General features: G+C 50.1%; 19 protein-coding genes, 1 tRNA gene, 1 rRNA gene and 1 pseudogene. 3 read left to right on the top strand and 19 right to left on the bottom strand.

Going from position 1 to position 20,721, the window contains the following annotated elements; all coding sequences use genetic code 11:
* The first annotated feature begins 7 nt into the window (after positions 1 to 7).
* Both IMQ48_RS13320 and rrf read left to right on the top strand, forming a co-directional pair.
* Positions 8 to 83: transfer RNA gene (locus IMQ48_RS13320), tRNA-Thr, on the top strand.
* 38 nt (positions 84 to 121) lie between these two features.
* Positions 122 to 237: ribosomal RNA gene (gene rrf, locus IMQ48_RS13315) — 5S ribosomal RNA — on the top strand.
* Between the two features lie 89 nt (positions 238 to 326).
* On the opposite strand, the gene IMQ48_RS13310 is transcribed toward rrf, so the two are convergent.
* From IMQ48_RS13310 to IMQ48_RS13280, 7 genes are all read right to left on the bottom strand, one after another.
* Positions 327 to 1,085 (bottom strand): amino acid ABC transporter ATP-binding protein, encoded by a 759-nt coding sequence (locus IMQ48_RS13310; protein ID WP_196209410.1) that lies wholly within the window; start codon positions 1,083 to 1,085, stop codon positions 327 to 329.
* 7 nt (positions 1,086 to 1,092) lie between these two features.
* A complete protein-coding gene (locus IMQ48_RS13305; protein ID WP_196209409.1) occupies positions 1,093 to 2,196 on the bottom strand; it encodes an amino acid ABC transporter permease in 1,104 nt (367 codons plus the stop codon).
* 9 nt (positions 2,197 to 2,205) lie between these two features.
* Positions 2,206 to 3,387, bottom strand: coding sequence for an amino acid ABC transporter permease (locus tag IMQ48_RS13300; protein WP_196209408.1), 1,182 nt, complete (start codon positions 3,385 to 3,387; stop codon positions 2,206 to 2,208).
* A 69-nt stretch (positions 3,388 to 3,456) separates the two neighbouring features.
* Positions 3,457 to 4,482, bottom strand: a complete 1,026-nt coding sequence (locus tag IMQ48_RS13295) for an amino acid ABC transporter substrate-binding protein (RefSeq protein WP_196209407.1) — start codon at positions 4,480 to 4,482, stop codon at positions 3,457 to 3,459.
* A gap of 459 nt (positions 4,483 to 4,941) precedes the next feature.
* Positions 4,942 to 5,163, bottom strand: a complete 222-nt coding sequence (locus tag IMQ48_RS13290; protein WP_096755452.1) for a lipoprotein — start codon at positions 5,161 to 5,163, stop codon at positions 4,942 to 4,944.
* Positions 5,164 to 5,432: 269 nt separating this feature from the next.
* Positions 5,433 to 8,546, bottom strand: coding sequence for an efflux RND transporter permease subunit (locus tag IMQ48_RS13285; protein WP_196209406.1), 3,114 nt, complete (start codon positions 8,544 to 8,546; stop codon positions 5,433 to 5,435).
* Between the two features lie 11 nt (positions 8,547 to 8,557).
* Positions 8,558 to 9,715, bottom strand: a complete 1,158-nt coding sequence (locus tag IMQ48_RS13280; protein ID WP_196209405.1) for an efflux RND transporter periplasmic adaptor subunit — start codon at positions 9,713 to 9,715, stop codon at positions 8,558 to 8,560.
* 414 nt (positions 9,716 to 10,129) lie between these two features.
* Here IMQ48_RS13280 and envR point away from each other — a divergent pair, with 414 nt between their 5' ends.
* Positions 10,130 to 10,786, top strand: a complete 657-nt coding sequence (gene envR / locus IMQ48_RS13275; RefSeq protein WP_196209404.1) for an acrEF/envCD operon transcriptional regulator — start codon at positions 10,130 to 10,132, stop codon at positions 10,784 to 10,786.
* Between the two features lie 63 nt (positions 10,787 to 10,849).
* Here envR and IMQ48_RS13270 read toward each other — a convergent pair whose 3' ends face one another.
* From IMQ48_RS13270 to msrP, 12 genes and pseudogenes are all read right to left on the bottom strand, one after another.
* Positions 10,850 to 11,014 carry a DUF2556 family protein gene (locus tag IMQ48_RS13270; protein WP_048213464.1) on the bottom strand — a complete coding sequence of 55 codons (165 nt, stop codon included), beginning with the start codon at positions 11,012 to 11,014 and terminating at the stop codon, positions 10,850 to 10,852.
* Positions 11,015 to 11,096: 82 nt separating this feature from the next.
* On the bottom strand, positions 11,097 to 11,981 hold the full coding sequence (gene yhdJ / locus IMQ48_RS13265) for an adenine-specific DNA-methyltransferase (protein WP_196209415.1): 885 nt from the start codon (positions 11,979 to 11,981) through the stop codon (positions 11,097 to 11,099).
* Between the two features lie 87 nt (positions 11,982 to 12,068).
* Complete coding sequence (gene fis, locus IMQ48_RS13260; RefSeq protein ID WP_000462905.1) at positions 12,069 to 12,365, bottom strand: DNA-binding transcriptional regulator Fis; 297 nt, start codon at positions 12,363 to 12,365, stop codon at positions 12,069 to 12,071.
* Between the two features lie 24 nt (positions 12,366 to 12,389).
* On the bottom strand, positions 12,390 to 13,355 hold the full coding sequence (gene dusB / locus IMQ48_RS13255; RefSeq protein WP_196209403.1) for a tRNA dihydrouridine synthase DusB: 966 nt from the start codon (positions 13,353 to 13,355) through the stop codon (positions 12,390 to 12,392).
* A gap of 417 nt (positions 13,356 to 13,772) precedes the next feature.
* Positions 13,773 to 14,009: pseudogene (locus IMQ48_RS13250) on the bottom strand (carbonic anhydrase); the annotation flags it as partial.
* Positions 14,010 to 14,142: 133 nt separating this feature from the next.
* Positions 14,143 to 15,024 (bottom strand): 50S ribosomal protein L11 methyltransferase, encoded by an 882-nt coding sequence (prmA, locus tag IMQ48_RS13245; RefSeq protein WP_196209402.1) that lies wholly within the window; start codon positions 15,022 to 15,024, stop codon positions 14,143 to 14,145.
* Between the two features lie 11 nt (positions 15,025 to 15,035).
* Positions 15,036 to 16,487 carry a sodium/pantothenate symporter gene (gene panF, locus IMQ48_RS13240; protein ID WP_196209401.1) on the bottom strand — a complete coding sequence of 484 codons (1,452 nt, stop codon included), beginning with the start codon at positions 16,485 to 16,487 and terminating at the stop codon, positions 15,036 to 15,038.
* On the bottom strand, positions 16,477 to 16,719 hold the full coding sequence (locus IMQ48_RS13235) for a YhdT family protein (RefSeq protein WP_096755460.1): 243 nt from the start codon (positions 16,717 to 16,719) through the stop codon (positions 16,477 to 16,479). The genes panF and IMQ48_RS13235 overlap by 11 nt, the downstream gene beginning before the upstream one ends.
* Before the next feature lie 107 nt (positions 16,720 to 16,826).
* Complete coding sequence (gene accC / locus IMQ48_RS13230) at positions 16,827 to 18,176, bottom strand: acetyl-CoA carboxylase biotin carboxylase subunit (protein WP_196209400.1); 1,350 nt, start codon at positions 18,174 to 18,176, stop codon at positions 16,827 to 16,829.
* Between the two features lie 10 nt (positions 18,177 to 18,186).
* The gene (gene accB, locus IMQ48_RS13225; protein ID WP_196209399.1) at positions 18,187 to 18,657 is read right to left on the bottom strand and encodes an acetyl-CoA carboxylase biotin carboxyl carrier protein; all 471 of its coding nucleotides are present in this window, start codon (positions 18,655 to 18,657) and stop codon (positions 18,187 to 18,189) included.
* Between the two features lie 392 nt (positions 18,658 to 19,049).
* Positions 19,050 to 19,649 carry a protein-methionine-sulfoxide reductase heme-binding subunit MsrQ gene (gene msrQ / locus IMQ48_RS13220; RefSeq protein WP_196209398.1) on the bottom strand — a complete coding sequence of 200 codons (600 nt, stop codon included), beginning with the start codon at positions 19,647 to 19,649 and terminating at the stop codon, positions 19,050 to 19,052.
* On the bottom strand, positions 19,650 to 20,651 hold the full coding sequence (gene msrP / locus IMQ48_RS13215; protein ID WP_196209397.1) for a protein-methionine-sulfoxide reductase catalytic subunit MsrP: 1,002 nt from the start codon (positions 20,649 to 20,651) through the stop codon (positions 19,650 to 19,652).
* Between the last annotated feature and the right edge of the window lie 70 nt (positions 20,652 to 20,721).

Below are 20,721 nucleotides of genomic sequence, written 5' to 3'. Positions count from 1 at the left end.
TTAGTGTGCTGATATGGCTCAGTTGGTAGAGCGCACCCTTGGTAAGGGTGAGGTCCCCAGTTCGACTCTGGGTATCAGCACCAGTTTTTAGGTTAAAGTTCGGCACGTAGAAAAGAATTTGTCTGGCGGCTGTAGCGCGGTGGTCCCACCTGACCCCATGCCGAACTCAGAAGTGAAACGCCGTAGCGCCGATGGTAGTGTGGGGTCTCCCCATGCGAGAGTAGGGAACTGCCAGACATCAAATAAGTGAAAAGGCCATCCGAAAGGATGGCCTTTTTGCGTTATACGAATCAAAAAACCACCGGATCTTTATCCGGCCAGCGAATTTAATGGATAACCTGGGATAAAAACGCACGCGTACGTTCAGAACGTGGATTAGCAAAAAACTCATCCGGGGGCGCTTGTTCTACAATTTCGCCAAGGTCCATAAAGATTACTCTGTCCGCGACCGTACGGGCAAAACCCATTTCATGGGTGACACAAAGCATTGTCATTCCTGATTGCGCCAGACCAATCATGGTATCCAACACTTCTTTCACCATTTCAGGATCCAACGCCGAAGTGGGTTCGTCAAACAACATGATTTTGGGTTTCATACACAGTGATCGCGCAATAGCCACGCGCTGCTGCTGCCCTCCGGAAATTTGTCCCGGGAATTTATGCGCATGTTCTGCAATACGAACCCGTTCAAGATAGTGCATAGCCAGCACTTCAGCCTCTTTCTTTGCCATCTTGTGAACCCAAATGGGGGCCAATGTGCAGTTTTGCAGGACTGTCAAATGAGGGAAGAGATTAAAGTGTTGAAAGACCATGCCGACTTCTTGCCTGACGCGCTCAATATTGCGGATGTCTTCGTTGAGCTCAATCCCATCAACCACAATGCGTCCTTGCTGATGCTCTTCCAGATGATTAATACAGCGGATAGTTGTTGATTTACCTGATCCAGAAGGCCCGCACAATACGATACGCTCCCCCTGCTTTACCTTCAGGTTAATATTCTTAAGAACATGAAACTGCCCATACCACTTGTTGACGTTTTCCAGCGTAATCATTGCGTCCGTAGACGGCATTAATAATTGGCTCATAAATTCCTCAGTGCGGTGTACGCCCGGTGTTAAAACGTTTTTCCAGATGCTGGCTGTAACGAGACATGCTGAAACAGAAAATCCAGTAAATCAGCGCGGCAAAAACGTAGCCTTCCGTCGACATCCCCAGCCAGGTGGGATCGACAGTTGCTTGTTGTACGCTACTGAAGAGATCAAAAAGGCCGATGATGATGACCAGACTGGTATCCTTAAACAGCGCGATAATCGTGTTGACCAGACCGGGAATAACCAACTTAAGCGCTTGGGGAAGAATAACCAGCCCCTGCGTTTTCCAGTACCCTAGCGCCAGTGACTCGGCAGCTTCATACTGACCCTTTGGTAGAGCCTGTAATCCCCCGCGCACTACCTCTGCGACATAGGCTGACTGGAAAAGGATCACACCGACCAGCGCGCGAATCAGTTTGTCGATACTGGTACCTTCTGACATAAATAGCGGGAGCATCACCGAGGACATAAACAGGACGGTGATCAGCGGTACTCCACGCCAGAATTCAATGAAAAGAACCGATAAAACCCGCACGATGGGCATATGAGAACGACGACCTAATGCGAGTAAAATCCCCCAAGGAAGCGCACCGGCAATACCGACGGATGCGATGATCAGGGTTAGCGTTAATCCCCCCCACTGCCGGGTTTCTACGCGATCTAGTCCCAAAAAACCACCGTACATCAACCACCAGACCACAAGGGGATACACCACTGCCCAGGCGGCGATATAGCGGCCACGGTGGGACATGGCTTTCAAGAACATAGGTGCGATAGAAAGCAAACCGATAATCAGGGCCAGATTTACCCGCCAGCGCTGATCGTGCGGATAGAGTCCATACATGAATTGGCCAAAGCGTTCATGAATAAACACCCAGCAGGCTCCTGCCTTCGTACAGTCTGCCCGGGTAGACCCTACCCAGTTAGCCTGTAGAAATGCCCAGTTAAGCAAGGGAGGAATAAATTCCCACATTAGCCACATACAAAACAGCGTCAACAGGCTATTTGACCAACTAGAGAACAGATTTTTACGTACCCACAAAATAACGCGTCCTGCGTGATGACTGTTCTGGCGCGCAGGGTGAGACAGCAGTGCTTTTGTCATCGTGGCTCCTTAGCGCTCAATCAGTGCAATTCTGCGGTTATAAATATTCATCAGCAGAGAAATGCTTAGGCTGATGATTAGATACACAGACATGGTAATAGCGATGGTTTCAATGGCTTGCCCTGTTTGGTTAAGTACGGTTCCGGCAAACAGTGAAACCATATCCGGGTAGCCGATTGCCGCAGCCAGAGAGGAGTTTTTAACGATATTCAAGTACTGGCTGGTCAGTGGGGGAATGATGACGCGCAGCGCCTGCGGGATGATAACCTGGCGAAGCGTTACTGGATTTGGCAGCCCTAGCGAGCGTGCTGCTTCATGCTGACCATAAGGCACAGCCTGAATACCAGCGCGAATAATTTCTGCAATAAATGCGGAGGTATACACCGAAAGCGCCAGCGTCAGTGCCGCCAGTTCTGGAATAAGTACCATACCACCACGGAAGTTAAAGCCACGTAGTTCAGGGATATCCCAGTGGAGCGCTGCGCCAAAGATCCACTGTGAAATCATCGGTAAAAACACGATCAGCGCCAGAGCCGTAGGCCAGGTCCGACGTAGTTGACCCGTTTTGGTCTGGTGCATTTTGTTAAAGCGGAATAGCCCAATGGTGGTGACGATAGCAATCAGGACGGCGACGCAAAAAGCAACAAGACCCTCTCCCATCTGGGGCGACGGAATATAGAGCCCGCGGTTGCTCAGGAAGGCGAGATCTAATGCGTTAACCGCCTGGCGAGGGCCGGGCAAATTACGTAATACAGCAAAATACCAGAAGAAAATTTGCAGCAGTGGGGGAATATTGCGGAACGTTTCGATATAAATCGTCGAGAGCTTGCGTAGTAACCAGTTATCAGACAGTCGCGCCAGTCCAAGAAAGAAGCCGAGGAACGATGCGAAAACGATGCACAAAGCAGAGACTAACAGCGTATTGAGTAGGCCGACCAGAAAGACCCGACCGTAGGTATCGCCCTGCTCGTAATCAATCAGGTGCTGAACGATGCCAAATCCGGCACTGCGATCGAGAAAAGAAAATCCCGAGGTTATACCGCGGCTGCTCAGGTTATTAATCGTGTTATGAATGAGATAGACCGCAATGCTGACAACCACAATGACGGCAAGTATTTGAAATAACCAGGCGCGGACCGCAGGGTTAGAAAAGGAGAATGATCCTTTTACGCTTGAGCGGCGATGGGGCATAAGAAGACCTCGGTAACTATGACTCTGGGTTGAGCGCCGCACCTGCGGCGCCCGTTACATCGCTACGAATTAGCGCACTGGCGGTGCGTACTGGATGCCGCCGTTATTCCAGAGGTTGTTCTGTCCGCGTTTGATCTTCAGCGGGCTTTCCGATCCCACGTTACGTTCAAAGATCTCTGCGTAATTTCCTACCTGCTTAATAATATGGTAAGCCCATTTGTTATCGAGCTTCAGATCCTTGCCGTAGTCACCTTCTTTGCCTAGCAGGTGAGCCATATCCGGTGTTGCCGGGTTAGCTGCTTTTTCATCAACGTTTTTCGAGTTAACGCCCATCTCTTCAGCGTTCAGCATGGCGAACAGTGTCCAGCGAACAATGGAAAACCACTCGTCATCACCACGGCGCACGACAGGTCCAAGCGGTTCTTTAGAAATAACTTCTGGCAGGACAATCCACTCCGCAGGATTGCTCAGTTTGATTCGCAGGGCGTACAACTGAGACTGGTCGGAAGCCAGCGTATCGCAGCGTCCAGATTCGAGGGCTTTAGCTGATTCATCCGAGCGATCAAAGGTGACGGGGGTGTACTTCATATTATTGGCCTTAAAGTAATCGGCCACGTTCAGTTCGGTATCTGTACCAGCCTGAATACACACCGTTGCGCCATCCAGTTCTTTAGCACTCTTCAGACCAGCTTTATTGTGGGTGAGAAAACCAATGCCATCGTAATACGTTACGCCGGTAAAGGACATGCCCATGCCTGCATCACGAGAGGAAGTCCAGGTGGTATTACGTGAAAGCAGATCGACTTCGCCAGACTGTAAAGCCGTGAAGCGTTCTTTGGCGGTGAGTGGGGTATATTTTACTTTTGTGTCATCACCGAATACAGCAGAGGCAACACCACGGCAAACATCGACATCAATACCCGAAAATTTGCCGCTCGCATCGGCGTAAGAAAAGCCAGGTAAACCATCACTGATACCACATTGTACAAATCCTTTTTTCTTTACGGCATCAAGCGTTGCGCCGGCATGTGCCTGATTTGCAATCGCAAGCATCACGCCGGCCGCAGCCAGGCTGGCTATTATCATCTTTTTCATAGAGCATCCTGTGTGGAGGAATTATTGTTATGGAGACGTTCTAAAAACGTCTTTTACCTGTCTGTGGCTTTGGCCATACTCTTCTAAGCAAAGGTAGTGCCAGTTTTTTGCGACCGAATATTCGACGCAATATGCAGAGTGTAGACAGGAAAAAATAAATACAGCGCCCTGAAGTGGTGCAAAATTGAAACGTAAGCCACATTTCAGCGCAAAAAATTAAAAATTAAGACAGGACGCGTGATAACGATTTCGGGCGGTAATATTGAGGGCGTGAGAATAATGACAGGAAGACGTGCTGTTACGAAGAATACAAAAAATGCTAATTTTACGTCGTGGATATGTGAGAGAAATCTATAATAATATTATTCTATGATAGATACCGAACACCAACGTTATGTCTTATATAAAGATTTATCTTTATGACTAAAAGCGCGGCAGGTACCGCGCTTTTAAGAGGATTCATTTGGTCAGGGCAACGATCCCAAGCGTCAGACCGGCAATGGCAGCAGCACCCCCGGCGATTGCACCTGCTGTTTCCCAGTTATCCTGCGTGGTACCTTTCATACAGGTATTGGTATGAACCAGGCGGCCCTGATCGTCATAGACAGGTACGCAAGGAGAATCGTGTGCACAGCCTGCCAGTAATGCTGTCAGCAATGCAACGGAAATTAATCTTTTCATGGTGTTACCTCTAAAATAAACGTTTCGCTAATAAAGCAAAGACAAACGCAAAGCTATCTGCGAAATCGAGAACTATTTTACCACCTCTTAAAAAAAGACTGACATGAGGAATAATCTCAATTCGTGTGGTTTGTAAACATAATGAATAAATTAGAGGGCAATGGATGCTTTGCGGTGACAGGTGGGAAAAAATAAATTGCTATCTTATTAATAAATAAAGATCTCAATATCTGGTAAAAAGGCGTCCGTAGACGCCTTTATTTTACAATTTAATCGTTGTGTCGACTAAAACGTCGCCTAACGACAACAAAGAAGACGGGTACGAAGAAGATAGCTAGCAATGTGGCGGTGAGCATCCCCCCCATAACGCCTGTACCGACCGCATTTTGTGCGCCACTACCTGCGCCGCGACTGATTACCAGCGGCATAACTCCCAGAATAAAAGCTAGTGAAGTCATCAGGATAGGGCGGAGACGCATGCGGGAGGCTTCCAGCGTCGCCTCAATCAAGCCTTTGCCCTCTTTGTCCATCAGGTCTTTGGCAAACTCCACAATCAGTATGGCGTTTTTGGCTGAGAGGCCGATGGTGGTAAGCAGACCAACCTGGAAGTACACATCGTTATTCATTCCACGCAGCGATGCGGCTAATAACGCACCAACAACACCGAGCGGTACCACGAGCATGACGGAGAATGGAATCGACCAGCTCTCATACAATGCGGCAAGGCAAAGGAAGACAACGATTAACGAAATGGCATACAACGCGGGAGCCTGGTTACCTGACAGTCGTTCCTGGTAAGACATGCCAGTCCAGTCATGACCGATGCCGGTTGGCAGTTTTTCTGCCAGGCTTTCCATCATTGCCATGGCTTCACCGGTACTTCTACCCGGCGCGGCTTCTCCCAGTAACTCCATTGATGGCATACCGTTGTAACGTTCCAGTCGCGGCGAGCCATAAACCCATTGAGAAGAGCTAAATGTTGAGAATGGCACCATTTCGCTGTTGGCGCTGCGAACATACAGATTATTGATGTCTTCCGGCAACATACGGAATTTTGCATCAGCCTGGACGTACACTTTTTTCACGCGGCCACGGTCAATGAAGTCATTGACGTAATAACCGCCCGGCGCTGCGGAGATGGTTTCATTAATATCAGATAAGGAAACTCCCAGCGCTTGTGCTTTTTCTTGATCAACATCCAGCTTGAACTGTGCGGTATCTTCCAGGCCGTTAGGACGTACGCGAACCAGCAGATCCGGATGTTGTGCAACCATCCCCATTAGCTGATTACGTGCCTGAGTCAAGGCCGTGTGCCCCAGCCCCCCTTGGTCAATCAGCTCAAAGTCAAAGCCGGTTGCCGTGCCCAATTCAACAATGGCTGGCATGTTGAAGGGGAACACCAGACCGTCGCGAATCTGGCTGAAAGCGCGGGTCGCACGGGCAATAACCGATTCAACGTTATTCTCCTTCCCGCTACGTTCTTCCCAAGGCTTGAGGCTGACAAATGCCATCCCTGAGTTTTGCCCCTGTCCGCTGAAGCTGAAGCCGTTAACTGTAAAGACGCTTTCGACATTAGCTTTCTCATTATTCAGGTAGTAGTTGGTCACCTGATCAAGAACCTTTTGGGTGCGTTCCTGCGTTGCGCCAGCCGGCAGCTGAATCATCGTCAGGAATACGCCCTGATCTTCTTCTGGGAGGAAGGAAGTTGGCAGGCGCATAAACAACACCGCCATTCCAACAACAATGATCAGGTAAACGATAAGATAACGTCCGGTTTTACGGACAATACCACTGACGCTATTGGTATAGTGGTTGACGCTGTGATCGAACTTCGCATTAAACCAGCCAAAGAAGCCGCTTTTTTTCTCGTGATGCTCCGCTGACACCGGTTTGAGCAATGTGGCACAAAGAGCAGGGGTCAGAATCAATGCTACCAGTACGGAAAGCGCCATAGCAGAAACGATGGTGATAGAGAACTGGCGGTAAATCGCACCAGTGGAGCCGCCAAAGAAGGCCATCGGGATAAACACCGCTGACAGCACCATGGCGATACCCACCAGCGCCCCCTGAATCTGCGACATGGATTTCTCCGTCGCCTCTTTGGGGGGCAAATTTTCTTCCATCATCACGCGTTCAACGTTCTCGACCACCACAATCGCATCATCGACCAACAAACCGATGGCGAGCACCATCCCGAACATCGTCAGGGTGTTTATCGAGTAGCCAAATGCTGCCAGTACGGCAAAGGTTCCCAACAGTACGACGGGAACGGCGATGGTTGGAATGAGCGTGGCGCGGATGTTTTGCAGGAACAGGTACATCACCAGGAACACCAGCACGATCGCTTCAAACAGTGTTTTCACCACCTCATGAATGGAGATGGTGACGAACGGCGTGGTGTCGTACGGGTAAACAACTTTCATACCCTGCGGGAAGAACGGTTGCAGTTCAACCAGTTTAGCTTTAATTGCGTTGGCGGTATCCAGCGCGTTTGCTCCAGTTGCCAGCTTAATGCCAAGGCCGGATGCCGGTTTACCGTTAATACGGGCAACGACGTTGTAGTTTTCACCACCCAGCTCAATGCGTGCTACATCCTTCAGATGGACAACAGAGCCGTCGCTGTTCACGCGTAAGGTCACTTTGCCGAACTCTTGTGGATCTTTCAGTCGTGTTTGCGCAATGATCGAGGCGTTAAGCTGTTGATTAGGTAATGCAGGCGTCCCCCCTAACTGACCTGCGGCTATCTGGTTGTTCTGCACCTTTAACTGGTTGATGACATCAACTGGTGTGAGCTGGTATTTGTTCAACAAATTCGCATCCAGCCAGATACGCATGGCGTACTGTGCACCAAACAGTTGCACGTCGCCCACACCGTTCAAACGGCTGATTGAGTCTTTAACGTTAGAGGCGACATAGTCTGAGATGTCGTCCTGCGTGGTCTGTGGATTGTCAGAAACAAAGCCCGCGACCATCAAAAAGCTGCTGCTCGATTTCTCAACGCCGATACCCTGCTGCTGGACTTCCTGCGGCAGTAAAGGGGTTGCGAGCTGCAGTTTGTTTTGCACCTGCACCTGGGCAATATCGGGATCGGTTCCGGACTGGAACGTCAGCGTGATGGTCACGCTCCCGGCGGAGTCGCTGGTGGATGACATATACATCAGGTTATCGATGCCGTTCATGTTTTGTTCGATAACCTGTGTGACGGTGTCCTGTACCGTTTGTGCATCCGCACCTGGGTAGGTTGCGGTAATCGCAACGGCAGGGGGCGCGATGGTAGGGTATTGCGCCACGGGCAGTTGCATGATTGCCAACGCACCCGCCATCATCAAAATGATGGCCAGTACCCAGGCAAAGATTGGACGCCTAATAAAAAAGTTTGCCATGTCCGGTTACCTTATTGCGCTGTAGCCGCAGCCGGGGCATCGGTGGTGGCTTTAACCTGCACGCCTGGGCGCGCTTTCTGTAAACCACTCACGATGACTTTGTCACCCGACTGTAAGCCTTCACTAATCAGCCACTTATCACCAATAGCTTGCACGGCGACGACCGGACGAGCTTCAACCTGACTCTTGTCATTGACAACCATCACAGTGGCGTCGCCACGCGGCGTACGCGTTACTCCTTGTTGCGGAACAAGGATCGCATTGGGTTGAACGCCTTCATCAACACGTGCGCGCACAAACATGCCGGGCAGCAGAGTGTGCTGCGGGTTAGGGAACACGGCTCTGAGGGTGATTGATCCGGTGCTTTCATCAACCGTCACATCAGAAAACTGCAACGTGCCTTTCAGTGGATATGACTGGCCATTCTCCATCACCAACTCGACGGTGCTGCTGGTGTTGTCTTTATGCAGACTGCCTTGTGCAATGGACTGCTTGAGGCGCATAAAGTCGTTACTGGACTGCGTCACGTCGACATAAATAGGATCGAGTTGTTGCACGGTAGCGAGCGCTGTTGCCTGACCATTAGTGACCAGCGCACCTTCGGTGACGCTAGATTTACCGATGCGTCCGCTAATAGGTGAGGTCACTTTGGTGTAAGCAAGGTTAATACGCGCGCTTTCGACAGCCGCTTTGGCTGCAATAACCGAGGCATCGGCCTGACGTGCGTCAGCAATAGCCTGATCGTATTCTTGCTGACTGATGTATTTTGTTCCGACCAGTGGAACATAGCGTTTTACGGTTAAGTGCGCGATTGCCGCTGCGGCTTCACTTTTTGCCAGTTCGCCTTTGGCGCTGTCGTAGTCAGCCTGATAGGTTGCAGGATCGATCTGATAAAGCGACTGGCCTGCTTCAACATCGCTGCCTTCGGTGAAATTTCTTTTGAGTACAATCCCGCTAACCTGGGGGCGGACTTCTGCAATACGAAATGCGCTTGTACGTCCCGGTAATTCTGTCGTCACGGCTAAGGGGGCCGACTCGACAACATGGACAGTCACCTGTGGCTCAGTGGGATGAGCCTGTGTGTCACCCTGATCGTTACAACCGGCGAGTAATGCAGCGGAGATGATGATGAATGAGGGCAGGAGCGAGAACCTGGCAGTTTTCGTCATTTCTATTCCTTAAAGAACCGAAAGCTCGTTATTTACCGGAGTAATGGCAGGGCGATAACGCGCACAAATAAAAAATAATAGTTGGCTATCCTACAAATAATTAGCTTGCGATGTAAGCAATACTTATTTTGCCGCGTATTACACGGCACATAAAAACAAAAAAAGAAGAAACAACTGCCCTTTCATTAAGAGAAGATTAGTCATGTTATGACTTGCATTAACACATATTGAAATCATCATCATATATGTGAATGTATTGTTTTGTTTTATTCATCTTGTTTATTTATGTGGGGCGTACGTAATGAAATATTTTAGAACTCGTCTAAATAAAGGCTAAGTGATACATTAATTCCGTACAGTAAATATTAGATAAGAAAGTTTATCATTCTCTACTCTGTCTCAGGCATTCGAACCATGGCGAGAAAAACGAAAGCTGATGCCCTCAAAACGCGGCAGCATCTGATTGAAACGGCGATTGTGCAGTTTGCTGCACGGGGCGTTGGCAATACAACGCTTAACGACATTGCTGATGCCGCAAACGTGACGCGGGGTGCAATCTACTGGCATTTCGACAATAAGAGCCAGCTGTTTAATGAGCTTTGGTTGCAGCAACCTCCCTTGCGCGATCTTATTCAGGACCAACTCATCGGGCGTTGGGGAGACAACCCCTTACAACGGCTACGGGAGAAATTAGTCGTGGGTTTGCAATATATTGCAAAAATTCCTCGCCAGCAGGCATTAATGCAGATTTTATATCATAAATGTGAATTTCATAACGATATGATATCAGAGCAGGATATTCGCGATAAAATAGGCTTGTGCCATCAAAGAATACGCGAATCATTACAGAAATGTATGGATGAAAATCTTATCGCCACGAGCCTGGATTTAGACGTCATCCTCATTATTTTGCACGGTAGCTTTAGTGGGATAATAAAAAACTGGTTAATGAATCCAGTCAGTTATGATCTTTATGAACAGGCACCGATATTAGTTGATAACGTATTAAAAATGCTAAGCCCCGGTGGCTGTGTGATGCAGTTTGTTGAGAGTGAAAATCATGTAGGGTAGTGTCAGGCGATTGCATTCAGCTGCCATGGCCTGACAGCTGTATAGCGCGTGCTAGAGGATGGTCTATTCAAGGTCGATGCAGTTGACCAGCTTGAGGGGATTCACCGAGTTCATATTCCGACACTTATCGTGCTCTGTTGTCATCAACTCTATCCACTGTATGAGTAGCGCATCAAAAAGAAAAACGAAGACAGCAAAAACAACCAGCCACCAATACTTGCGAATCATTACCAAATCCTGTGTATTCATGCCCAAGCGTGCTGGGAATATACACGAAATCCACATGCTGAAAAGCAGACTTACAATGCTTTTACTTTGTTGAAATCACACCGCTCTTTTCAGCTAATCGACTCTTTTTAGAAGAGTTTTTCGTCTTTCGCTTTTTTACTTTTGCAAGGTCATTTGTTGAGAAGTGGGAGCTAATACTCAGTCTTCTGAGCCCCATCTTTACATATTCGTCATTGATTTCAATACCGACAAATCTGCGACCTAACGCCACCGCAGTCGCGCCGGTGGTGAAACTACCCGCGAACGGATCTAACACCATCTCATCTGGGTTCGAGGATGCGAGAATGATGCGTTCCAGCAGAGCCTGAGGTTTTTGGGTGGGGTGATTTTCGTATTCATCCATCAAATAGCGAACGCGGGGAAATTCCCAGACGTTACCTGGCACCTTTTTCTGATTGTAAGGCTGGGGCGGATTCTTTCGGTAATCGATTAGCGCGCGTTTGGCACCGGTTTTAGCCTCGACAAGAACGTCATCACGATTAAAGGTATAATTTTTTGAGTCTTTGACCATCATCAGGATCGGTTCATACAGGGATCCAAAAAAGTTTTTGGCCTGTACCCCCGAGCTATCATAGGACCACACGATGCGGCTTTTTATGGTAAAAAACTGCCGGCATTTGAGGTCGATATACGGCATGTTCTCCGTACTGTTCATGATGTACATGGTGCCCTGTGGCTTGAGAATTCGATGGCACTCATCAATGCACTCAAACAACCATGCCAGAAAGGTCTCTTCGTCCCAGGATTCCACCAGCCCGTCAAAATCTTTACCGATGTTATAAGGTGGGTCGGCAAAAATGAGATCGACGCTTGCAGATGGTAGTTTCTTCAGTTCGGTCAGCGCATCACCGTGGATTATCTTTTTCGATTCATCGCCAAAATAGACGGGTTCACATCTTGCGTTCATCGCCAAAGCCTCCGTGTGATGCCTATAAAAAAGGCGCTTCCCCATGCCGAGTAGCGCCTTTTAAAACAAACATTTCGCTGATTAGTATCAGTTCATGCCGTATTTTTTCAGTTTTTTACGCAGCGTACCACGGTTGATGCCCATCATCAGGGCAGCACGGGTCTGGTTACCGCGGGTGTATTGCATCACCATGTCCAACAGGGGCTGTTCTACTTCAGCCAGTACCAGCTCATAGAGATCATTAACATCTTGACCATTCAGTTGAGCAAAATAGTTCTTCAGTGCCTGTTTAACCGAGTCACGCAGGGGTTTTTGAGTTACCTGATCCTGAGAGTTAACGGTAGAAACGGTCAGTACGTCAGAATTTACGCGTTGTTCGAACATAGTTCTGTCAGCTCTTTATTTCTATTACGCAAAATTTTCGAAGTATGCCTCCAACGCCGCCAGCTGTTCGCTGGAATCTTCAATGGCGTTGAATGTGCGCCGAAACTGGTCATTTGGAGCGTGTTCCTGGAGATACCAGGATACGTGTTTACGCGCAATTCGGTACCCTTTTGCCTGACCATAAAAGTCATGCAGTTCCCGAACGTGCGCACAAAGCAAGCGCTTCACCTCTGCCAGAGGCAGCGGGGTCAGCAGCTCCCCAGTGTCCAGATAATGCTGGATTTCCCGAAAGATCCAGGGTCTTCCCTGAGCTGCACGGCCTATCATCAGGGCATCCGCCCCCGTATAGTCGAGCACAGCTCTGGCTTTAAGCGGGTCAGTAATGTCGCCATTCGCGATAATCGGAATGGAAACTTTCTGCTTAACTGCCCGAATACTGTCGTACTCAGCATCTCCATTGAACAAACAGGCGCGGGTGCGTCCATGAATGGTCAGAGCCTGAATGCCACAGTCTTCAGCCAGTTGGGCAATCTCTACGCAGTTACGGTGTTCCGGAGCCCAGCCGGTGCGAATCTTGAGAGTGACAGGAACGTCCACTGCATTGACGACCTCGGTTAGTATCGACTTCACTAAATCCGGGTACTGCAAGAGGGCTGAACCTGCAAGCTTGCGATTCACTTTTTTAGCCGGACACCCCATATTGATATCAATAATTTGGGCGCCGCTTTCCACGTTAATACGTGCGGCATCGGCCATTTCAACAGGGTCGCTACCGGCAATTTGCACCGTGCGAATTCCTGGCTCATCAACGTGCACCATCCGTAAACGAGACTTGTCACTTTCCCAAACCTGCGGGTTAGAAGACATCATCTCGGATACCGTCAATCCTGCTCCCATCTCGTAGCACAGCGTCCTGAATGGTCTGTCAGTGATGCCAGCCATAGGTGCTGCGATCAGGCGATTTCTGAGCTGATATTGTCCGATACGCATGAGTTAAGAAATGACCATACTGTGACTGCAAGGCGGCGTATATTACGCATTTTTCGCACGAGATGAAAGGCCAAACTTTGACCAATCCACTGAGGTGGATCAATGAATTGCCGTAAATGTGAACGGATGAAAATAATTAATTATATAAATCATTGGATTATAAAAATGTGTCTGTTTTATATACGCATATAATTTTGCGTAACTTCTCATTTTTTCTTCGAGGTCAGGCGATCTGACAAGATAATCTGCTGAATTAATCAGCAGATTATTGCGACATAATGTGACTATGCTCTCATTTCAGAACATGATCGCAGGGGGCTGAGGATTACTCGACAATCAGCGACCATTGAGCGGCTGTTCTGGCCGGTTGTTATTGTGATGCATAGTCTGGGTGAATTTTTTAAGCTGTGCTTCTGAAAGCGTCATCGGGCCATCGGTATAGTGCGTGTCCAGCGGCGAGAGATGCGCTGTAAGTGTCGTGTCGATGTTGATGGGAGATTGGTTCATACCGGTCTGGCAGGTTTTATACTCCTCGCTGAGCGCGCCCCAGTGCTCAGGAGAGCCTTTTCCCTCATAGCTCCAGTGGGATGCAAAAACCGTCACGGGCATAATGCTGAGCACCAGGATCGCGACCTTGCTAAAAGTTGCTTTCATACAATTCGTTCAGTGAATGGTTTGTTTTTTCTTTAACTTCAATGAATTAATTGGGTGTTTTAGCTCGGGGACGTACGAATTGGTGTACAAAAAGCGGGAAAAGCGTGGCCTGCCTGGAGGCCACGTAAAGAAACTATTTTTTCTTACCGGTAATGCGGCACCACTCTTCTTTCTCGATAACCGGATCGAGCGTAAAGAGATCGGCGTAGGCCTCACAGACGCTGTCTGCCTGGCTGGCAAGAATACCGGAAAGGCCCAGTAAGCCGCCCTCAACCGGCAGCACGCTGATTAACGGTGCCAGTTCACGCAATGGGCCAGCAAGGATGTTGGCAACCACTACGTCGGCTTTCATGTCTTTTGGCTGGTCTTGTGGCAGGTACAGTTCCAGGCGGTCAGAAACGCCATTACGCTGCGCATTATCGCGGCTTGCCTGAATGGCTTGGGGATCGATATCCACACCGATGGCTTTTGCTGCTCCCAATTTGAGCGCTGCAATAGCCAGAATGCCGGAACCGCAACCAAAGTCGATAACCGTCTTCCCGTCCAGATCAAGACCATCCAGCCATTGCAGACACAGAGATGTGGTAGGATGAGTGCCTGTACCAAATGCCAGACCCGGGTCCAGCATCACGTTGACGGCGTTCTCATCCGGCACATCGCGCCAGCTTGGGCAAATCCATAGACGTTCCCCAAAGCGCATTGGGTGGAAGTTATCCATCCATTCGCGCTCCCAGTCTTTATCTTCAAGTTGTTCGATTTTATGTACGAAGCCTGCACCCAGCAGCGGATGTTGCTCCAGAATGGCAACCACTTCTTTCATGTCGGTTTCAGCATCGAACAGACCCGTTACATCGGTATCACCCCAAAGACGGGTTTCGCCCGGCAGTGGTTCAAACACCGGCGTATCATGCGTGTCCTGGAAGGTGATAGAAACGGCACCCGCTTCCATCAGCGCATCGCTCAGCTCTTCTGCATTAGCACCGGTGGTGTTCAGTTTCAGTTGGATCCATGGCATGGCAAAACTCTTTATTTATCAGTAGTCAATATGGCGGCTTGCGGGGCGGCAGAACCAAAACGGTTTCCGACCAGGAAAGCCAGCAAACTTAGCAGCAACGAAGGCACTATCGGATGAAAGCCCAGGTACTGAATGTTAAAGGTGGCGAGAATGGCGTACAGCACTCCGCCGATAATCATGGCGCTTAATGCCCCTGCTGCGTTCGCCCGCTCCCAGTACAGGCCCAGTACCAACGGCCACAGGAAGACGGCCTCCAGCCCACCAAACGCCAGCAGGTTGAGCCAGATGATCATCTCTGGTGGCTTCCAGGCAGCTAGCAGCAGTAACGCGCCCAGTAGCAGGGTGATTACGGCTGACATGCGTTTCAACCGGGTTTCATTTTTCAACTGTTCCGGGCGCAGATTCAGGTAGAGATCTTTAATGATCGTAGCGGAACTTTGCAGCAATTGGGCATTGATCGTTGACATGATCGCAGCCATCGGTGCGGCAAGAAAGATCCCGGCGGCAATCGGTGGCAGAACTTTCACCATCAAGGTAGGGATAACCAGATCCGGTACCGTCAGGTCAGGGATCACTGCGCGTCCGAGTGCGCCTGCCAGGTGCATACCAAACATCAGGATCGCCACGACAATCGTGCCAATAATAATCCCACGATGGACCGCCTTGCTGTCTTTATAAGAGATGCAGCGCACGGCGGTATGCGGTAGGCCAATCACCCCAAAGCATACCAATACCCAGAATGAGGTCATAAAGGTCGGAGACAGAATGTCATCAGCGCCCTGTGGGGTCACCAGCTTCGGATCGATGGTTTGCAGCGTCGCCACTGCGTTGCTAAGGCCGCCCGCCGCATGGACAACGCCGACCAGCAGGACAATCGTCCCAACTAGCATCACCATGCCCTGCATCGTGTCGTTGAGCACGCTGGCGCGGAATCCGCCAAAGGCGGTGTATAACGCGATGCTAATACCAAAAATCAGCAGGCCAGTTTCGTAGGGGATCCCCGCTGCGGTTTCCAGCAAACGCGCGCCACCGATGAATTGCACGGTCATTGCGCCAACGAAAGCCACCAACAAGCTGAGGCTCGCCAGCCAGACCAGCAAACGGCTCTGATAGCGGGCATACAACATATCGTTAAGAGTGACGGCGTTATAGCGTCGCGCCAGAATAGCGAATTTCTTGCCAAGGATGCCCAGCGACAGCCAGACGGCCGGCAGTTGGATCATTGCCAACAGTACCCATCCCAGCCCGTATTTATACGCGGCACCAGGACCGCCAATAAACGAACTTGCGCTGATGTACGTTGCGGTCAGCGTCATGGCTAATACGACCCCGCCCATAGAGCGACTGCCGAGGAAATACTCGTTCAGGAATGTGCCGGTCGTTCTCTTTCTCATCGCGTACACAGAGAGACCAAACACCACTACAAGATAGGCGACAAGCGGCAAAATCACTTCAAGCTGCATCGTCATCCTCCAGAGGAATATCGCGATAGATAAATTTCACCATCGCCCAGCACAGTACAATGAAAACCAGCGGTGTCAGCAGACAGGCCATTTCGAACCAGTGCGGTAAGCCGGTAAAGCCCAGCGTAGAGTCTGGTAAGTAAGCGGCCACTAACCATGTAGCGAGATAGAAAAGGGTCAGCCACAGCGCCCAGCGCGCCTCTTTATGGGCCTGAACAAAACGAGCGTCCATTTTTTGTCCCTTGTGGATAAAGAAAGCGGGGATTGTACCTTATGGGGCGTGCCGGAGGGGAGAAAAACAAAAGGCCGGAGGATCCGGCCTTTTCAGTTTATGCGTACTTACTTTTCCTGAAGTCCGAGTTTTTTCTCCAGGTAGTGGATATTGGAACCACCACGCTGGAAATGCTCGTCGTTCATGATGCGGATCTGCAGATCGACGTTGGTTTTGATACCGTCGATGATCAGTTCCTGCAAGGCGTTTTTCATACGGGCAATGGCCACGTCACGGTTTTCGCCATAGCAAATCAGCTTGCCGATCATTGAGTCGTAGTACGGCGGTACGGTGTAGCCCGCGTAAATATGTGACTCCCAGCGCACGCCAAAGCCACCCGGCGCGTGGAAACGCGTGATTTTACCCGGGCTTGGCAGGAAGGTGTTCGGGTCTTCGGCGTTGATACGGCATTCTACCGCATGGCCTTTAACCACAACTTCATCCTGCGTGATGGACAGCGGCTGACCCGCAGCGATACGCAGCTGCTCTTTGATCAGGTCAACGCCGGTGATCATTTCGGTAACCGGATGCTCTACCTGGATACGGGTGTTCATTTCAATGAAATAAAACTCGCCGTTTTCAAACAGGAACTCAAATGTACCTGCCCCACGGTAGCCAATATCTACACAGGCTTTGGCGCAACGTTCGCCGATGTAACGACGCAGCTCAGGCGTAATGCCCGGTGCTGGCGCTTCTTCGACCACTTTCTGGTGACGACGTTGCATGGAGCAATCACGTTCTGCCAGATAGATTGCATTACCTTGACCGTCAGCCAGTACCTGGATCTCGATGTGACGAGGATTTTCCAGGTATTTCTCCATGTATACCATGTCGTTGCTGAAGGCGGCTTTCGCTTCAGCTTTGGTCATCGCGATGGATTGCGCCAGATCGGTGTCGCTGCGCACAACGCGCATACCGCGACCGCCGCCGCCGCCGGAGGCTTTGATGATGACCGGATAGCCGATGCGTTTGGCATGGGCGCGGTTAGCATCCATGTCATCGCCCAGCGGGCCGTCAGAACCGGGAACGGTCGGGACGCCCGCTTTCTTCATGGCGGTGATTGCAGACACCTTGTCACCCATCAGGCGGATGGTGTCGGCTTTTGGACCGATGAAGATAAAGCCAGAGCGTTCTACCTGCTCAGCAAAGTTAGCGTTCTCAGACAGGAAGCCATAGCCAGGGTGAATAGCCACCGCGCCAGTGATTTCAGCCGCGCTGATGATTGCCGGGATGTTCAGATAGCTTTTAACAGACGGAGCCGGGCCAATACAGACCGTTTCATCTGCCAGTAATACGTGTTTTAAATCGCGGTCCGCACTTGAGTGCACAGCGACGGTCTTGATGCCCAGTTCTTTACAGGCACGAAGAATACGCAGGGCAATCTCGCCACGGTTGGCGATAACGATTTTATCCAACATGTTCGCCTCGTTACTCGATGACGACCAGCGGCTCGTCAAATTCTACCGGTTGACCACTTTCGATCAGGATCGCTTTTACCACGCCGGATTTATCGGCTTCGATCTGGTTCATCATTTTCATGGCTTCAACGATGCACAGGGTATCGCCCGCATTCACTTTCTGACCCACTTCGATAAACGGTTTGGCGTCAGGGCCCGGGGTGCGGTAGAAAGTACCAACCATCGGGGAACGTACGATGTGACCACTGATTTCCGCTGCGGCAGGAGCTTCCATGCTTGGAGCGGCAGTCTGCGCGACAGCGTTAGACAGAGCCGGTTGTTGCATCATTGGTGCAGCATAAGCCTGTTGCATCATCGGGAAACCTGCATTTGGCGCTGCGCGGCTGATGCGTACAGACTCTTCGCCTTCAGAAATTTCCAGTTCGGAGATGCCTGATTCTTCAACCAGCTCGATCAGTTTTTTAATCTTACGAATATCCATGAGTGGGTTCCGTACTCTTTGTTTAGTGAAATTGTGACAGGCGTTTTATCGCCGTCTGTATAGCATTTGAATAACTGTTGGTGACAAGATATCACCCATCTCTGGCGTTGCACTGCGTGCCGCAGCCATTAAATGAGATATCAAAACTTACCAGTCATTGTGTGGCTATCTTCTGCCATTTTCGGGTAAAAGACAAAATATACCTTCAATACCCGATTGTCACCCTTTCCGCGCTGTAAAAACGCCTCCAGGGAAAGCAAGGTCGCACATTATAACCATTTCGTAGCAATTGGCAGCTAAATACTGGTCTTATCAGGGAAGATAATCAACCGCCTGCATGTAAAGAACGTGGGTTCATCTGTGTTTTGCAACGTACTGCACATATCGTGAAGCTAGCGCCACCACTGGCGGAACTTCTTATAACGACAGGCTAAAAGCACGATGGCGAGCGCAGCATAAATGATCGGTTGCGGGGATAAAATCTTCACCGACCACAGGTAATGAATAGGTGCCAGGATCGCCACAAGATAGACGAAATTGTGTAAAAGTTGCCAGCGTTTGCCCAGTTTCCGCTGCGCTGCCTGCGTGGAGGTGAGTGTGAGGGCAAATAGCAGGAGCCAACTGATAATCCCCAGCATCAGATAAGGCCGCGTCGTTAGCTCTTGACCCAACAGAGCCAAATTGTGAATGCCCAGCTCCAGCAACGCATAGCTGGTTAAATGTAAGGTCGCCCAGGCAAAACACCAGAGCCCTAACAGGCGGCGGGTACGTATTAATAGTGGCTGTTTAGCGTAGCGCGTCAGCGGTGAGACCAGCAAGGTTGCCAACAGGAATTTCAGAGCTGTCCTACCGGTAAAGTGTTGGATGTCTTTGACCGGATCGGCACTTAATCCACCATTATTAATCGCCCAAAAGAGCCAGGCAAAAGGTAAAAATCCGGCAAGATGCAGGCAAACTTTCAGCCAGGTGATGTGTTTTACCGTCAGGCGCACTTAAAAATTCTCCCGCAGATTGAGGCCACGGTAAAGCGAAGCGACCTCATCGGCATAGCCGTTAAACAGCAGAGTAGGTTGCCGCTGTACGTCGAGGATACCGCCTGCACCAATAAAACGTTCAGTAGCTTGTGACCAGCGAGGATGGTCGACGCCGGGATTCACATTGGCATAAAACCCATACTCATTAGGTGCGGCCATATTCCAGGTGGTTGGTGGGCGATCGCGCGTGAGTTTAATGCTGACTATCGACTTAATTCCTTTAAAACCGTATTTCCACGGTACGGTTAATCGAATAGGGGCGCCATTCTGCGGGGGAAGCGCTTTGCCATAAACGCCCACGGTGAGCAGTGTGAGCGGGTGCATGGCTTCATCAAGGCGTAATCCCTCAACGTAGGGATATTTCAGCCCCCCGCCAATAAAGCGATCTTTCTGCCCCGGCATATCATCCGGTGCGTAAAGCGTTTCGAACGCCACATATTTCGCATTGCTGGTGGGTTCAACCAGTGCCAGTAGTTTATGTAAAGGAAAGCCAATCCACGGCACAACCATAGACCAGGCTTCTACGCAGCGCATGCGATAAATACGTTCTTCCAGCGGGAAACGAGCGGTCAACGCATCGTGATCGAGGGTTAATGGCTTTGCCACTTCGCCGCTAATTTTCAGCGTCCAAGGATCGGTTTTCAGACTGCCCGCGTTGGCTGCCGGGTCTGCTTTGTCGAGACCGAATTCATAGAAGTTGTTGTAGCCGGTGACTTTATCTTCCGGCGTTAACGGTAATGTATTTTGCCAGGCGGCGGGTTTCGTGAAATCAAGCGGTTTTCCGGCTGGTGCCGGCGGGCGGTCATTACCTTTGAACCACCCCAATAAATCAGCCTGGGCAGTGGGAGAGAGGGAAAGGGCTGTCGCACTAATACCCAGCGCTTTCAGTACCTGGCGACGTTGCAGCATAAATACAGATTCTGCCGTTACATCGGTTTCCGTCAGTTTTTTGGATTTCATATCATCCTCCGTCATGCGTTTTGCTAAGCATGACGGAGGCAAAGGCTTATCGCGAATTTATCACGAAAAA

Source organism: Citrobacter sp. Res13-Sevr-PEB04-36, from assembly GCF_015672735.1.
In the GTDB taxonomy this organism is placed as follows: Bacteria; Pseudomonadota; Gammaproteobacteria; order Enterobacterales; family Enterobacteriaceae; genus Citrobacter.
Note: the sequence above shows the minus strand (reverse complement) of the source record. Positions and strands in the feature narration are given on the sequence as shown.

Excerpts from the sequence above, each read along its gene's own strand:
- IMQ48_RS13310 (WP_196209410.1), bottom strand. The coding sequence starts at position 1,085 with ATGAGCCAATTATTAATGCCGTCTACGGACGCAATGATTACGCTGGAA.
- IMQ48_RS13305 (WP_196209409.1), bottom strand. The coding sequence starts at position 2,196 with ATGACAAAAGCACTGCTGTCTCACCCTGCGCGCCAGAACAGTCATCAC.
- IMQ48_RS13300 (WP_196209408.1), bottom strand. The coding sequence starts at position 3,387 with ATGCCCCATCGCCGCTCAAGCGTAAAAGGATCATTCTCCTTTTCTAAC.
- IMQ48_RS13295 (WP_196209407.1), bottom strand. The coding sequence starts at position 4,482 with ATGAAAAAGATGATAATAGCCAGCCTGGCTGCGGCCGGCGTGATGCTT.
- IMQ48_RS13290 (WP_096755452.1), bottom strand. The coding sequence starts at position 5,163 with ATGAAAAGATTAATTTCCGTTGCATTGCTGACAGCATTACTGGCAGGC.
- IMQ48_RS13285 (WP_196209406.1), bottom strand. The coding sequence starts at position 8,546 with ATGGCAAACTTTTTTATTAGGCGTCCAATCTTTGCCTGGGTACTGGCC.
- IMQ48_RS13280 (WP_196209405.1), bottom strand. The coding sequence starts at position 9,715 with ATGACGAAAACTGCCAGGTTCTCGCTCCTGCCCTCATTCATCATCATC.
- envR (WP_196209404.1), top strand. The coding sequence starts at position 10,130 with ATGGCGAGAAAAACGAAAGCTGATGCCCTCAAAACGCGGCAGCATCTG.
- IMQ48_RS13270 (WP_048213464.1), bottom strand. The coding sequence starts at position 11,014 with ATGATTCGCAAGTATTGGTGGCTGGTTGTTTTTGCTGTCTTCGTTTTT.
- yhdJ (WP_196209415.1), bottom strand. The coding sequence starts at position 11,981 with ATGAACGCAAGATGTGAACCCGTCTATTTTGGCGATGAATCGAAAAAG.
- fis (WP_000462905.1), bottom strand. The coding sequence starts at position 12,365 with ATGTTCGAACAACGCGTAAATTCTGACGTACTGACCGTTTCTACCGTT.
- dusB (WP_196209403.1), bottom strand. The coding sequence starts at position 13,355 with ATGCGTATCGGACAATATCAGCTCAGAAATCGCCTGATCGCAGCACCT.
- prmA (WP_196209402.1), bottom strand. The coding sequence starts at position 15,024 with ATGCCATGGATCCAACTGAAACTGAACACCACCGGTGCTAATGCAGAA.
- panF (WP_196209401.1), bottom strand. The coding sequence starts at position 16,487 with ATGCAGCTTGAAGTGATTTTGCCGCTTGTCGCCTATCTTGTAGTGGTG.
- IMQ48_RS13235 (WP_096755460.1), bottom strand. The coding sequence starts at position 16,719 with ATGGACGCTCGTTTTGTTCAGGCCCATAAAGAGGCGCGCTGGGCGCTG.
- accC (WP_196209400.1), bottom strand. The coding sequence starts at position 18,176 with ATGTTGGATAAAATCGTTATCGCCAACCGTGGCGAGATTGCCCTGCGT.
- accB (WP_196209399.1), bottom strand. The coding sequence starts at position 18,657 with ATGGATATTCGTAAGATTAAAAAACTGATCGAGCTGGTTGAAGAATCA.
- msrP (WP_196209397.1), bottom strand. The coding sequence starts at position 20,651 with ATGAAATCCAAAAAACTGACGGAAACCGATGTAACGGCAGAATCTGTA.